This is a genomic window from Nitrincola sp., assembly GCF_048264025.1.
GTDB lineage: Bacteria > Pseudomonadota > Gammaproteobacteria > Pseudomonadales > Balneatricaceae > Nitrincola.
The window spans coordinates 1-13,709 of record NZ_JBLXDN010000040.1 but is presented as its reverse complement, the minus strand read 5'-3'; the positions used below and the strand labels follow the sequence as shown (position 1 = coordinate 13,709).

At 51.1% G+C, this 13,709-nt stretch carries 9 protein-coding genes; 3 read left to right on the top strand and 6 right to left on the bottom strand.

All coding sequences use genetic code 11. The features are described from left to right. Positions 1-9 precede the first annotated feature (9 nt). Entirely contained in the window at positions 10-2,520 is a 2,511-nt protein-coding gene (locus ACN0R1_RS18345) for an EAL domain-containing protein (protein WP_417585495.1), read from the bottom strand. Positions 2,521-2,764: 244 nt separating this feature from the next. Here ACN0R1_RS18345 and ptsP point away from each other — a divergent pair, with 244 nt between their 5' ends. Continuing rightward, positions 2,765-5,023 (top strand): phosphoenolpyruvate--protein phosphotransferase, encoded by a 2,259-nt coding sequence (gene ptsP / locus ACN0R1_RS18340; protein ID WP_417585493.1) that lies wholly within the window; start codon positions 2,765-2,767, stop codon positions 5,021-5,023. 234 nt (positions 5,024-5,257) lie between these two features. Then, positions 5,258-6,061 (top strand): response regulator, encoded by an 804-nt coding sequence (locus tag ACN0R1_RS18335; RefSeq protein WP_417585491.1) that lies wholly within the window; start codon positions 5,258-5,260, stop codon positions 6,059-6,061. 61 nt (positions 6,062-6,122) lie between these two features. On the opposite strand, the gene ACN0R1_RS18330 is transcribed toward ACN0R1_RS18335, so the two are convergent. The 5 genes from ACN0R1_RS18330 to ACN0R1_RS18310 all read right to left on the bottom strand — a co-directional run bounded on the left by ACN0R1_RS18330 (position 6,123) and on the right by ACN0R1_RS18310 (position 12,872). Next, the gene (locus tag ACN0R1_RS18330; RefSeq protein WP_417585489.1) at positions 6,123-7,919 is read right to left on the bottom strand and encodes a methyl-accepting chemotaxis protein; all 1,797 of its coding nucleotides are present in this window, start codon (positions 7,917-7,919) and stop codon (positions 6,123-6,125) included. A 93-nt stretch (positions 7,920-8,012) separates the two neighbouring features. Next, positions 8,013-10,004 carry a transglutaminase TgpA family protein gene (locus tag ACN0R1_RS18325; RefSeq protein ID WP_417585487.1) on the bottom strand — a complete coding sequence of 664 codons (1,992 nt, stop codon included), beginning with the start codon at positions 10,002-10,004 and terminating at the stop codon, positions 8,013-8,015. Further along, positions 10,001-10,918, bottom strand: a complete 918-nt coding sequence (locus ACN0R1_RS18320) for a DUF58 domain-containing protein (RefSeq protein WP_417585485.1) — start codon at positions 10,916-10,918, stop codon at positions 10,001-10,003. Before ACN0R1_RS18320 ends, ACN0R1_RS18325 begins: the two co-directional genes overlap by 4 nt. Continuing rightward, the gene (locus ACN0R1_RS18315) at positions 10,918-11,853 is read right to left on the bottom strand and encodes an AAA family ATPase (RefSeq protein ID WP_417585483.1); all 936 of its coding nucleotides are present in this window, start codon (positions 11,851-11,853) and stop codon (positions 10,918-10,920) included. The genes ACN0R1_RS18320 and ACN0R1_RS18315 overlap by 1 nt, the downstream gene beginning before the upstream one ends. A gap of 26 nt (positions 11,854-11,879) precedes the next feature. Further along, positions 11,880-12,872, bottom strand: a complete 993-nt coding sequence (locus ACN0R1_RS18310; RefSeq protein ID WP_417585481.1) for an NAD(P)/FAD-dependent oxidoreductase — start codon at positions 12,870-12,872, stop codon at positions 11,880-11,882. A gap of 287 nt (positions 12,873-13,159) precedes the next feature. On the opposite strand from ACN0R1_RS18310, the gene ACN0R1_RS18305 reads away from it, so the two are divergent. Continuing rightward, on the top strand, positions 13,160-13,621 hold the full coding sequence (locus ACN0R1_RS18305; protein WP_417585479.1) for an FKBP-type peptidyl-prolyl cis-trans isomerase: 462 nt from the start codon (positions 13,160-13,162) through the stop codon (positions 13,619-13,621). Positions 13,622-13,709 lie beyond the last annotated feature (88 nt).

Sequence of the window (13,709 nt, the reverse complement as noted above, 5' to 3'; positions counted from 1 at the left end):
AATTGCAGCTCAAATGTGGGCCTTTAGCCAGGGAGTTAATATCTCTTCTGGCTGAGGCCTGCTGAGCAAAAAACCCTGTGCCTGATCACAGCCCATGCGCTTGAGCAATGCCAGCTGCTCATGGGTCTCCACGCCTTCTGCGATCACTTCAAAATCCATCGCGTGAGCCATGGCAATCATCGCTTCAACCAGACGCCGATCTTTCTCGGAGTTTTCTATATTACGGATAAAGCTCAGATCTATTTTCAACTGACTGAGCGCCATGGTTCGCACATAGTTCAAACTGGAATAGCCGGTACCGAAATCATCAATCGCTACGCCGACACCCAACTTCAGTAACTCACTAATCGCTGCACTGGCTTTCTCAGCGGCATGCATAAAACTGGTTTCAGTCAACTCGATGCTGAAGCATTCAGGTGGCAAGTTATAGCGATTCAGTAAACTGATCACGCGTGCGGCAACATTACCTCGCTGAAACTGACGTGCCGATACATTAACACCGACATTGATCACCACCCCCTGCTGATGCCAAGCGACAGCCTGCTTGATCGCCATCAACATGACCCAATCACCGATCTGGTCAATTAACCCCATATCTTCAGCCAGGGGAACGAAGTCAGCGGGTGACACCTCACCTAAATCCGGACTGAACCAGCGCAACAGTGCCTCTACGCCGACAACCCTACCGGTTTTCAGGCACACCTTGGGCTGGTAGAACAGTCGGAACTCATCTTTTTCCAACGCGCCCTGCAATAGCGTGGTCAGTTGAAAACGCGACCGCGACTGCTGATCCAGCTCGGGAGAGAAGAAGTGGTAACTGTTACGGCCCAGGTTTTTCGCTTCATGCATGGCGGCATCGGCACAGCGCAGCAGATCTTCTGTATCAGCGGCGTCGCCAGGATACATGGCAATACCGATACTGGCTGTCAGGCGTATTTCAGTATCATTAATCAATACCGGTGCTGAAATAACCTTGGTCAAGCGGTCCAGGAACAGCGGCAGTTCATCCGGGCTTTCCAGTCCGGTCATAATGATACTGAACTCATCACCACCCGGCCGTGCCGCTGTATCGGCATCACCCAGTGAATCTTCGATACGCCGGGCAATTTCTTTCAATACCAGGTCACCTTCACTCTGGCCAAAGCGGTCGTTGATGGTCTTGAACCAGTCCAGGTCCATATTCACTAGCGCAACAATATTGCCATGATCGCCGGCATAGCTCAGGGCATTGTGCAGACGATCAATGAACAGACGCCGATTCGCCAGATGGGTAACTTCATCGAAGTAGGACATCTTGTTGATGCGTGCTTCAGAACGTTTGATTTCAGTCAAATCATGGAAAATGGCGGCGTACTGAATCACTTCACCCTGCTCACTTTCAATCGCGGTAATGCTCAGCCATTCCGGATAGACTCGTCCGTCTTTGTTGCGGTTCCAGATCTCACCCTGCCAGCGCCCTTTACGCTTCAACTGATCCCACATTCGGCCATAGAAGGTTTTATCATGACGACCGGAGCTTAAAATACTCGGATTAGAGCCAATCACTTCCCAGTCCTGATAGCCAGTGATCTGGGTAAACGCCGGGTTGACGCTCTGAATATTGCCCTCAGCGTTACAGATCACTATGCCTTCCATGGAGGAATCGATCACTTTTTCAATAATACGCAAGTGATTACGGGTTTCATTCAGACGGTAACTACGGTCATTGAGCAGTTCGCGCAGACGAAAAATATAGTCCAGTTCGACGTTACGCAGAATATCTGAATAGGACGCCAGCCCAATCACTTCACTCTTGTCATTCATCACCCCAAGGTGACGAAAACCATGCTTGCGGAAATGTCGTCGCGCATTAAACAGACTGACCGAACCAGGAACACTGATCAGTTTATGAAAGGTAAATTCGAACAGGGGCTTGTCCAGCTCATTCGGAGCGGCGGCGATCAAACGAATGATGTCAGTTTCAGTGATGATTTTAAGCTCACCATTGAGTCCTTCGATCAACGCCGCGGTGTGGCCAGCCGAACGGATACGCTTAACCGTCTGGCGTAATGTACACGCTTCCGGAAAACGCATTGGATTATGATTGCACACATCATAAACAGAACGCATGAACAGATCATGCTCCAAGCCATGACTGTTGACGATATCACTTTCGCTAACTACCCCGATCAGCCCACCCTGTTCATCCACCACCACGGCATGGCGAATATGACCAGACATGAGCTCAATACCCAGCTCATCAATGCCAGCATCTGAGGTAATGGTAATCAATGGCGTCGACATGACCTGCTCGGCCATGACGATAGTGTCACTGGCTTCAGGAACCAATCGCATGGCATCACGTCGGGTCAAGATACCCACAGGCTTCTGCCCATTACAAACGACCACAGAACCTATATTATAGTCAGCCATAAGGCGAATGGCCGACAAAACGTCATCCTGCTGCTGACAGGTAACGACGTCTTGACGGCAGATATCCATTACTTTGAGAGCGTCTGTGCGCTTGAGTTTACTATTCATGGATATTTGATTGACCAACCATACGCTGTGAGAGTGGGATTTTGAGCTGAGCTAACATATACAGCTTTATTTTAGCAGGTAAGATTAAAACACACCAACTCACTGTAGCGCGACCGTGTATATTTCTCCAGAATAGGTCATTTCGGTACTATATGATAAATATTTAATGCACATACATTGTCGAGTTCAAACAAGTATGCAAATATCAGCTCAACAGCAAACAATTGTTTAACGGATACCCAACATGCCTTCATCACTTACCGACCTGACCTCTCTGGTTGACACCATTGCCCGCACTCAAGATCCGGAAGCGATGATGGATATCATTGTGGGCCGTCTGAGTGAGCTGATGCAATCCAGTGTATGCAGTCTGTATTTGTGTAATCCTCAGCAGGACACACTCATCCTGGCTGCCACGCGGGGGTTAGCACCGAACGCTGTGGGTCAAGTTCGCCTAAGCCTGAATGAAGGCCTTGTCGGGCATATTGCCGCCAGTCTGAGCACGTTAAATATCGCCGATGCCCCGGCCGATGACCGCTTTGTGTATATCCCCGAAACCCATGAGCAGTCTTACCGCAGTTTTATGGGTGTCCCCCTGATTCATCTGCGCCGCTTGATTGGGGTATTGGTAGTCCAGGATCAAGATGAAGGGCGCTACAGTGATGAGGAAGAAGCCTTTCTGATTACCGTAGCCTCACAGCTTGCTGGCACTTTACAACTATTGCAGCGCAGTGGTAGCTGGCTACAACAGGAAGCAGTGGTGTCCTATAAGCGCTTCAGCGGCATTCGTAGCGCTGGCGGCATAGGCATAGGTCGACTCTGGGTAATCGATCCGCACATGACACTGGACCAGGTAAAACCCGGCATCAACAGCGACCCGGTAGAGGAAAAAAGCGAGTTTCACCAAGCGATTGAATGGCTGGCTAAAGACCTGGAAACTCGATCTGGCAAAATGGGCCATCACCTACCTGGCGATCTGAATGCCCTGTTCAGTGTTTATCAGATGATGTTGAAAAGCCCAGAACTGGTCAAAGGTGTGGAAGCGCGTATCGACCAGGGTGACAATGCCGCCTGGGCTTTGCGCCAAGTCATCGAACAGATGGCCGCCGTGTTTGATCAATCAAACGATCCTTACCTGAAAGCCCGTAGTGAAGACATCACTAACATAGGTCAGCGACTGCTTAACGAGTTGCTGCAGCATGAACGCCAGGTGGCAGAGACACCTGATGAACCGCTGATACTGACGGGTGAACTGGTCAATATCACCGACCTGGCTGAATTTCCGCTGCAACGCATTCATGGCATCGTTTGCACCTCCGGCTCGGCCCTGTCGCACACCTCGATTCTGGCCAATGCCCTGGGTATCCCGGCTGTTATGGGCGTTGAAGGCTTGAAACCAGAACAATACCGGGGACAACGCATTATTGTCGATGGTAACCGCGGTGAATGTACCATCAATCCACCGGATGTCCTCTGTCGCGAATACCGGCGCATGATAGCGGATGAAAAACGCTTTATTCAGGGGCTGGAACGGCTGCGCTACGAACCGGCTCAGACACAGGATGGCTTTCGCGTAAACCTGCTCACCAACACCGGTCTGCTGGCGGATGCCACCCCGGGGCTGGAACGTGGTGCAGAAGGTGTAGGGCTTTACCGCTCCGAAATTCCGTTTATGGTGCACCAAAGCTTTCCAACCGAGGAAGAGCAGCTGCGTATCTATCAGAAGGTGCTTGCCGCCTATGCGCCTCTACCTGTCTCTATGCGCACACTGGATATAGGGGGTGACAAACAGCTGCCTTATTTCGAAATGAGCGAGCAAAACCCTTACCTGGGCTGGCGAGGCATACGTTTTACTCTGGACAACACCCAACTACTGATCACCCAGATTCGCGCCATGCTCAGGGCCGATGTTGGCAATGATAACCTGCAGTTACTGGTACCTATGGTCAGCCGGGTCGATGAGATGTCCAGCTTTCGCGGCCATGTCGAAAAGGCTGTTGCCGATCTGCATAAAGAAGGTATTAAGGTACGCATGCCACGCATCGGCATGATGATCGAAGTGCCGTCAGCCATGCTGTTGCTGCCAAAACTGGCGCCCTGGGTCGATTTTGTTTCTATCGGTTCTAACGACCTGACCCAGTACCTACTCGCCGTTGACCGCAACAATCCGCGTGTATCCGCCCTGTTTGACCATCTACATCCAGCGGTACTGAATGCACTGGCACAAATACACGCTCAGTGTGTTGATCTGAATTTACCAGTTTCCGTATGCGGTGAAATGGCTTCTGACTCGGTAGCTGTATTGGTATTATTAGCACTGGGTTACAGCAGTATCAGTCTGAGTGCCTATAATATACCCAGAATTAAACTGCTGATTCGTTCAATTAACCGTGAAGACCTAGGCCCGTTATTAGCCAAGGCCATGGACTGTTCGCATGAAGAAGAAATTCGCGCCCTGTTTCGACCACTGGCTGAAAAAGCCCTGAGCAGTCCAACAGGATAGACCACAAAGAAAGCCATAGAAAAAGGCCGCCTCATTGGAGGCGGCCTTGAAAGCTAACTTTGTTGAAATGATGAAGAGACCCGAACGATTCCTGCTCGGGATAGTAGTTAACCGCCACGCGACTTAACCTTAGCTGAACAAAACTGAATGCGTGTCAATCCAACCTATTCAGTGTTGCATTCTGCGTCGGGTCGGGTATAACTGACACCATCTAACTGTTTTGAGTCTAACACAATGGAATTGCAAGAACTTCTGATATTGGTGATTGAACCTTCGCGGATGCAGCGCAATATTATTACCGGACGCCTGCGCTCATTAGGTGTTCAGGCGATAGAAGAATTCGGTGATGCCAGCGAAGCACTGGAGCGTATGAAAAGCATCACCCCGGATATTGTCATGTCAGCCATGCATCTACCGGATATGACCGGTTCAGAACTGGTCGGTGAAATGCGCAAAGTGCCTGGGCTGGATGAAGTGGTATTTTTTCTGATTTCATCAGAAACCCTCTACCGCTACCTTGAACCTGTCCGACAGTCCGGCGCGGCTACCATACTGCCAAAACCTTTTGATACGGAAGAGTTACGCAAGGCACTGTTAAGTGCGGTCGAATATGTGGATGATCGACAGAATGTCGATGAAGATCAGGATGATACCTTTGAAGATCTTTGGGTATTGGTTGTCGATGACAGCAAAATGTCACGCCGCTATTTAAACCGTACCCTCAACTCATTGGGCGTCGTCAATCAGCGTGAAGCCAAAGATGGCGCTGAAGCCTTGCAAATTCTCAAGAATCAACGTTTTGACCTGGTCATTACTGACTACAATATGCCCAACATCGATGGTTTGGAGCTGGTTCAGCATATTCGCAAATATACAGACCAACCGGCCGTACCAATACTGGTAGTCACGTCAGAACAGGATGAAGAACCACTAACATCTTTCAAGCAAGTTGGTGTTACCGCTATCTGTAGCAAACCCTTGTCTTACCATTCGCTCAAGCAGCTACTGCGACATCTGATCGTAGATCAAGATATGTGACACCCTCGCCAGTCTGCCAAGGCAAACCGCTAGCTGTCTTGGCACGACTGACTGGTTCGTATCAGTTTTCATCAAGTAACCAGCGTGGCTCAAAGCCCATAATCAGTGCACCCCAATGCTTACCGTCGATATACAGCGGGATAGAGAGGTCATTGAGTATTTCGCCGGTATCACGAATATAGGTTTGCAGCAAAAAGGCTTTCTGATGAGAGCAACGGCGCTTTTCCTGACGATTGGCTTTGAAAAAGCGGCGGTGGCGACTCTGCACCAGGTCCTTTTGCACCTCCCCAGTTAAGGCTTTACTCACCTTGGCATGATGCGCGGGAGCATAGCCGTTTCTATCCACAGCAATGGCATAAATAAATTCTGGGCGCTGACTGATGAAACCATCAAAGACGGGTTGCAACAGGCGCTCGAAGGCATCGGTATAGCTGAGATTGAATTTTTCAGGCTCTTGTCCGGGATTGGTACGCTGATAGCTCTGATCGAACAGATTGATTCCCTGCTGATTCAGCGTTTCCATGCAATCCATGATCTGCCTGGACCATTCGAATCCAGTTTGGGTCATATTTTCAAATCCGCCCCGACCGATCAGAAAATGTGACAAGAGTTCCTGAGTTGTTTCTGTTGCCTTTTCCAAGTCACTGGAATAGGTTTTGGAACGCTCCATATCCTGTTTCATTTCCACCGACAGATCGGTGATCTGACAGACATGGTCATGCGATTCTTTATTGGTGTAAGACAGCTCTTCAATCGCAGCTGAGATGCCGGTCAGTTGGTGATTGATATCTTCAAAGTCAGACACCAGCTTAACAAATTGATCGCTGGTGGCATCGATAAAGGTCTCGGTGTTTTCAATGTATTCCAGAATGGTCACAGCACTGGACTGGGTATTACTGACCAGCGAGCTCATTTCATTGATGTTGGTATCAATCTGAGCCGTGGCCACACTGACCTTCTGAGACAGATTACGCACCTCATCAGCCACCACCGCAAAGCCTCGACCCGCCTCTCCGGCACGAGCAGCCTCAATAGATGCATTCAGCGCCAACAGGTTAGTCTGATCGGAAAAGTCCTTAACCATCGTCAGAATATTCATGACATTGCCGGAATTTTCACTGAGCTTTTGCACTGTATCCTGAAAACGCGTAGCCAGCTCACGTACGGCTTTGACCTGCTCAAGCACCTTGTGCAGCTCCTGACTGGAGTTACGAATCTCTTGCATATTGCTGCCAGTCTGGCTGCTGATTAACTGAGTATTACCGGCGATCTCATCTATCGCCTGAGAAGCCTGCGAACTGGACTGGAACACCATCTGCGCCCGCTCTTCCTGACGACTGGACGACGTACTGGCTTCATTAACAGTTTTCTGCAACCGGGTTGAACTCAATGCCACACTGACAGAGTGACGTCGAGTTTCCTCAATCATGGTGCGTAACTGATCAGTGAAATCATTATAGCTTCGTGCCATATCAGATATTTCATCATAAGTATAAGCCGGCAGTGTAGCGGAGATGTCGCCTTCTTTTTCCCGAATAGCGCGCAATACATCGGTAATTTCCCGAATCGGCTTGAGAAACAGATGGCGCATGAAGAAAATAGTGAAGATACCGGCCAGTAGTGCCAGCGTAATGGTGGCAGTGGCAGCAAACAGCAGTGAATCCAAGCCGGACAACAACTGTTGCTCCAACGTATCGGATAACGACAACGACTTAATCATGTCAATGAACTGCCCGGCGTAATAGCCGCCCACGGCGATCAACAATAGGTGCGGAGCCAACAGGAAAAGTACATTGCCCGTGATTTTTTTGGTCAATGAGTTAAAAAACGCTTTTTCTACAGTTTTATATAGACTCATTCTAATCTCTTGTAATTATTGTTTAACCCACCCTACTATAAAACAGAAAGCCAAGCACAACCACTCTGTTAGTTAAGACCTTAGACGCAAAGGCTATTTATAAGCACGTTTGTGTCTATTAACGCACTTTTGTGCCATATCCAGGCGGATCATGACTTGCTGCCTGGCTTTAACCGCATCGACTGACTGATACCTTAATGCTTCATAGGCTTCAGCTAGCGGCCTGAGCTGGTCAGCCAAGAATGGATCTACTTGAGCAATCCGCGCCACAAACCCGGGCAGAGTTTCTTCCGGCTGGCGTTGAAAACCCTTATTTGCCAAAGATTTAAACAGTGCCTGCAAACGCCGTTGCAAGGGGTCCTGCCGAGTCTGGCTGCGCAACAAGCGCCAGGCCAACCAGCTCAGGACCAAAGCACCAGGAAGCAACAGTGCCAGCGCCATTTTCAATGCGGTCAGTTCACCCAACCAGTCCTGCAACAGGTTTTGTTGCTGATCATGGTAATTGAGTACCCAACGCTGCCAGGCAAAATTCAGTGAATCGTACTGCATCCGTGCCTGAAGCAACCAACCCTGGCGCGCCAGTCGTAAGGCTGACAAAGGTGAATCAGCCAGGAAGCCCGCCTGCCCACTGAACAACTGATCAGCACTTTGCTCGATACGTTCAGGCGCTACCGCCGTGGTTGGATCCAAACGCACCCAACCCTGACTGTCTAGCCAGACCTCAACCCAGGCATGTGCATCGTATTGACGCAGGGTCAGATAATTTTGATTTTCATTCCACTCACCACCCTGATAACCGGTCACCACCCGCGCAGGCATCCCGGCGGCTCGGAGCATAAACGCCGCCGCACTGGCAAAATGTTCGCAAAAACCCTGCTGTGTCTCAAACAGAAAATCATCCACGCTGTGCCGCCCCAATACAGCTGGTTCCAGTGTGTAAGTAAAAGAGGCATTAAAGTAACCGAAAAGTTGATCAATAAACGCTGCTGCATCAGCGTTACTGGCCTGCCACCATTGCTCGGCCAGCTCACGACTGCGCGGATTGGCCTGATGAGGGAGACGCGTATAGTATTCCTGTGCGGCGCTGCTGAGCTGTGGCGATAGTTGATAAGCGGGTACGGAACTTAACTGATACTGCACACGCTGCATCAGCTCATTAGGCGCTAACAGCGTACGCTGCGCTGTCATCTGAGACTGAGGTGGAATAGAGGACGGCACATCCAGGGCAAACTGCCAACGCTGCCCACTCGGTTCCTGTACTATTTCATAAGCGATAGGATCAGCCAAAGCAATCAGTGCCTCACGCTCGGGAGCTCTGAACATGCCTGGCGTCCATTCACGACCATCAAACGCACTGAGTACCAGCACACGCCAGTAGCGTAAGGAAGCTGGCGGCGGTTGATCAGCGAAGACGGCACGAAATGCTAACTCGCCAGAGCGGGTTAACTGACTGATATCACCAGGTGACATGGATTCGGACAGACCGGTGCGCGCCGCTGATCTGTCCAGCTCTACCGACCAGAGTGGTCCAATACGAGGAAACAGAAAAAATAATACCAACATCAACGGCAGCGCTGGCCCCAGCATTTTCAAGGACAGCTTCAATGGCCGCCGCATATCTTCACGCAGAGGGTCCTGCCAGATGCTGTTCAGGGCTGCTACAACCACCACGATGGCCAGGAGGATCACCAGCGCCATTGCCATCCCTTGCTCAAACAGGAAAGTGGTGGCGGCGACAAATAATGCCACATACAAAAGTACCAGGGCATCACGACGCCGATAGATTTCCAGCAGTTTTAGTGCCAGGCCGACAATCAGCAAAGCCACCATGGCGTTGAGACTGGCATCGCGGTTAAAGCTCAGCAGCAGCCCTGCGGCCGCCCCAATCACCAGTAACAAGCGCAAACTCCAATGCGGAAAAGACCAACGCCCACTGTGAATCATCAGACGTGCCGCAATGCAAATAGCACAGATCCCCAGAACCCAGACCGGTAGCCAACCGACATGGGGAATGACCACCGCGGCAAACGCCAGCAATTGCCAGATAACGGCTGAGCGACTGATTTTCTCAATACCCGCTTTCATGGTGCTTCAACCCCGAATAACGCCAGCGACTTTAACACTTGCTGGCGATGCACTTCACCGCGCGAAGGCGCCAGAATTTTCCCCGGCAAGCGCAGGCCAAAGGGGCGCTCATCCCGACTCAGTTTCATTGTCCAGTAACACAAGCGTGACAAACGCACTTCCGTATCGGCTTCAGGCCAACTAGCGTAATCCAACCAGATATTCAGATCCTGACGGGAAGCATAGCGTTTGGCATGCAGACCTTGTCCACGAGCAAACACCTTCCAGGCGACATGATGAGGCGACATGCCCGCTTGAAAACGCTGCAAACCACTGAAGTCATCACTACCGGATTGTTCGGCCATCACGCCTTGACCATCGGCTCCCGCCGTTGCTGGCAGGACACCACCCATTTCAGGCATCGGATAGACTAACGCTCTAGCCACCACCGACTGGTAACACCAGCATCTGAACAAGCCCAGGGGAAACACCGTCTGCAAACGAATTTTCGGCGCTACACACCAGCCCCGGCGTTTTGTCGGCAAGGCCAGTTCAATCCGAATTTGACTGGTGTCGAGCAAATCAGCCGCCACTGGCGTGGCTTCTGGCCAACTCAGCTGTATCTGTTGATGCTCACGTCCATTTACGCTGCTCAACTGCAGCGTAAATCCGGCTGACTCACCGGCAAAGCAAGGGTGAGCTCCAACACAAGCCACCTGCACACCCGCGAGATTACTATAGGTATACAGGATGGCAATAATCATCAAAGCGGTGAGGAGAAACGTCAGGGCAAAGGTCAGGTTGTTCTCAAAATTAATCGACAACAACAACAGTAAGACTAGCAACAACACAAAACCCCAGCCTGCCCGCGTAGGCAGAATATAGAGTTTGCCGGTACGTTGCAGGGACAACCAACCAGGCCATAACTTAATCATTAGCGCGCCATAACATCGACTCTGGAGAGCAGTTCCGTCACTAGTCTGACTGACGTATGACCGGCCATGTCTTCGGCAGGACGAACCCGGTGACCAATCACTGGCTCAAGAACACTCTGGACATCTTCAGGTACCACATGCTCCCGGTCGTGTAACCAGGCCCAGCAGCGGGCACAACGTAACAAGGCCAGCGCCCCGCGTGGCGATACCCCATAACTGAAGCCGGTGCCTTCACGAGTGTATTGCACCAGTCGCTGCACATAACTGATCAAGTCAGCCGAGGCATGCACCGTCTGACAGGCACGCTGCGCTTCAACCAGCTGTGCCGGTGACAGGGTCGCCTTGACCAAATCACGACGATCCAGGGTTCCACCACGCATCAGCAGCTCACGCTCGGCCTCTGGACTCGGATAGCCGAGGTTAATCCGCATCAAAAAACGATCCAGCTGCGACTCGGGCAGAGGAAAGGTGCCAAACTGGGTTAGCGGGTTCTGGGTTGCTATCACAAAGAAGGGTTCAGGCAGCGCACGGGTTTCACCATCCTGAGTGACCTGACGCTCTTCCATGGCTTCAAGCAGTGCACTCTGGGTTTTCGGCGTGGTACGGTTAATCTCATCCGCAAGTAACAACTGCGTAAATACTGGTCCAGGATGAAACACGAACAGGCCACTGGATGCCTCAAAAACTGACACCCCCAGAATATCAGCAGGTAACATATCGCTGGTGAACTGTATGCGTTTATCTGCCAGGTCAAACACACTGGCCAACGCATGTGCCAGTGTCGTTTTACCCATACCGGGCAAATCCTCTATCAGCAGGTGCCCACCTGATAGCAGACAGGTCACGGCCAAGCGAATTTGCTGAGGTTTGCCCAGAATAACCTGGTCCAATTGACTACAAGCCTGCTGTACCTGTTTTACCAGTGTGTCCGCCACTAGGAACTCCTTATTGCAGATAGACTTCAGGGATTGGATGACAATATCATTCGCGCCAGTTCAGTACCACTTTGCCAGGCCGCTTCCACCCCGCCTCCTGCCACCCAGTCGCCACAAACGCCGATAGCCGCATCGGCATCCCAGAGCGCAACACTTGATTCAGTCGAAACGGCGTTGCAGTATAACCAGCGATGTACACGATGAGCTTTGACAACCAGCGGATCACCCGTCAGTGCAACCAGCGCGGCAACCTGCTCATTCATGACTGTGTCGGCACTCAGGTTCAAATAGGCTTCACTCCACTGGCGACTGGCCTGCAGTGTCCAGACTTCGCCAGAGCGTCCAGGCTTACTGCTGTCTCGCAATACCCGCTGCAGTTCAGGGTGCTCACCTTCAATCAGGTCAGTTTGTGCCAAGGCTTCTGGGCGAGTTTCCAACAACAGCGAAACAATCCAGGCCGGTTGCATATGTACCGTTTCAGCACGGGCCTGGAAGCGATGAACCGCATCTAGCAGCGGAGCGGCTTGTGGTGCAGGAGCCGCCACCACCACCTTATCAAAATGCCCCAGCATTTCGGCTGATTCATCCCGTAACAGCACCCCATTTTTATCCGGCCAGACCACACTGACCCGGGTTTCTGTACGCAACTGAATTTTTGTAGCCAAGGCGCGCGTGATCGCACTGGAGCGTGGCGTCCCAACCCAGAGTTCGCGTGCCGGGTTCACCTGCGCCGGTGACAAGGAAAAATCACTTTCGCGCGGTTGCCAGCGCTGCACCTGAGTTGCATGCGCTCCCAGCCACTGACGAAAATCCGGCAGCTGGGTTTCAATGTAAGGAATACCCAGGTCAGTCGTAAGACCATCCAACCGCGACGAGGCCAGACGACCACCCGTTCCTCGGCTTTTTTCAAATACCGTCACAGCATAGCCAGCCTCAGTCAGCAATGCGGCACAACGTAAACCAGATAAACCTGCACCTATGACAGCCAACCTGGGCTGGTCACTCACATTATTACGCATGAATACTCTCCATCAGATATTTCTATCTTCCATAAAATAGTAAATTAGTTACGCACTCATGAAGAATTCCGATTAACCAGGCCTTTCAGATAAAAAAATCTGATCAATTCCAACATCGGCTGCCTTACTACAATAGGATCTATTTAACATCAATCAGTTAAGCTTTAAAACCCTGCCAGATTTGCTACTGAAAAATAGTCATTATTCAACCTTGTGCTAACCCTAGCGGTTGCAAGGAAAAGTCGGGATAGTTAGCATGACCGGCTAAATCAAACAGGAGAGCACAGATGCAGATCGATCAAAACACCGTAGTTTCCATTCATTACACCCTGACTAACAGCGAAGGCAATGTAATGGACAGCTCTGTAGGACAGGAGCCACTGGCCTATCTGCATGGTGCCAGCAACATCATTCCAGGCCTGGAAAATGCCCTGACAGGTAAAGCGGTCGGCGATACCCTGGCGGTAACTGTTGATCCAGAACAGGGTTATGGTGAAGTACGTGAAGAGATGATCCAGGCCGTAGAGCGCAGCAACTTTGCCGGTGTAGACGACATTGAAGTCGGTATGCAGTTTATGGCTCAGACCCCATGGGGCGAACAGCCTGTCACCGTTGTAGCTATCGAAGGCGACAGCGTAACACTGGATGGCAACCACCCCCTGGCTGGTCAGACACTCAAGTTTGATGTCGAAGTCGTTGAAGTCCGTAGCGCCACAGACGACGAAATCACCGCCGGCTCACCGCAGTAATATCTCGCTTCTTGTAGGAAATAAGATGGACCCGCCCCCCTAACAATGTGCCATGCTTATCTGACGAGAAAGCAAACCGGCATCTGAG

Coding starts and splice junctions, on each gene's coding strand:
- ACN0R1_RS18345 (WP_417585495.1), bottom strand. CDS start 2,520: ATGAATAGTAAACTCAAGCGCACAGACGCTCTCAAAGTAATGGATATC.
- ptsP (WP_417585493.1), top strand. CDS start 2,765: ATGCCTTCATCACTTACCGACCTGACCTCTCTGGTTGACACCATTGCC.
- ACN0R1_RS18335 (WP_417585491.1), top strand. CDS start 5,258: ATGGAATTGCAAGAACTTCTGATATTGGTGATTGAACCTTCGCGGATG.
- ACN0R1_RS18330 (WP_417585489.1), bottom strand. CDS start 7,919: ATGAGTCTATATAAAACTGTAGAAAAAGCGTTTTTTAACTCATTGACC.
- ACN0R1_RS18325 (WP_417585487.1), bottom strand. CDS start 10,004: ATGAAAGCGGGTATTGAGAAAATCAGTCGCTCAGCCGTTATCTGGCAA.
- ACN0R1_RS18320 (WP_417585485.1), bottom strand. CDS start 10,918: ATGATTAAGTTATGGCCTGGTTGGTTGTCCCTGCAACGTACCGGCAAA.
- ACN0R1_RS18310 (WP_417585481.1), bottom strand. CDS start 12,872: ATGCGTAATAATGTGAGTGACCAGCCCAGGTTGGCTGTCATAGGTGCA.
- ACN0R1_RS18305 (WP_417585479.1), top strand. CDS start 13,160: ATGCAGATCGATCAAAACACCGTAGTTTCCATTCATTACACCCTGACT.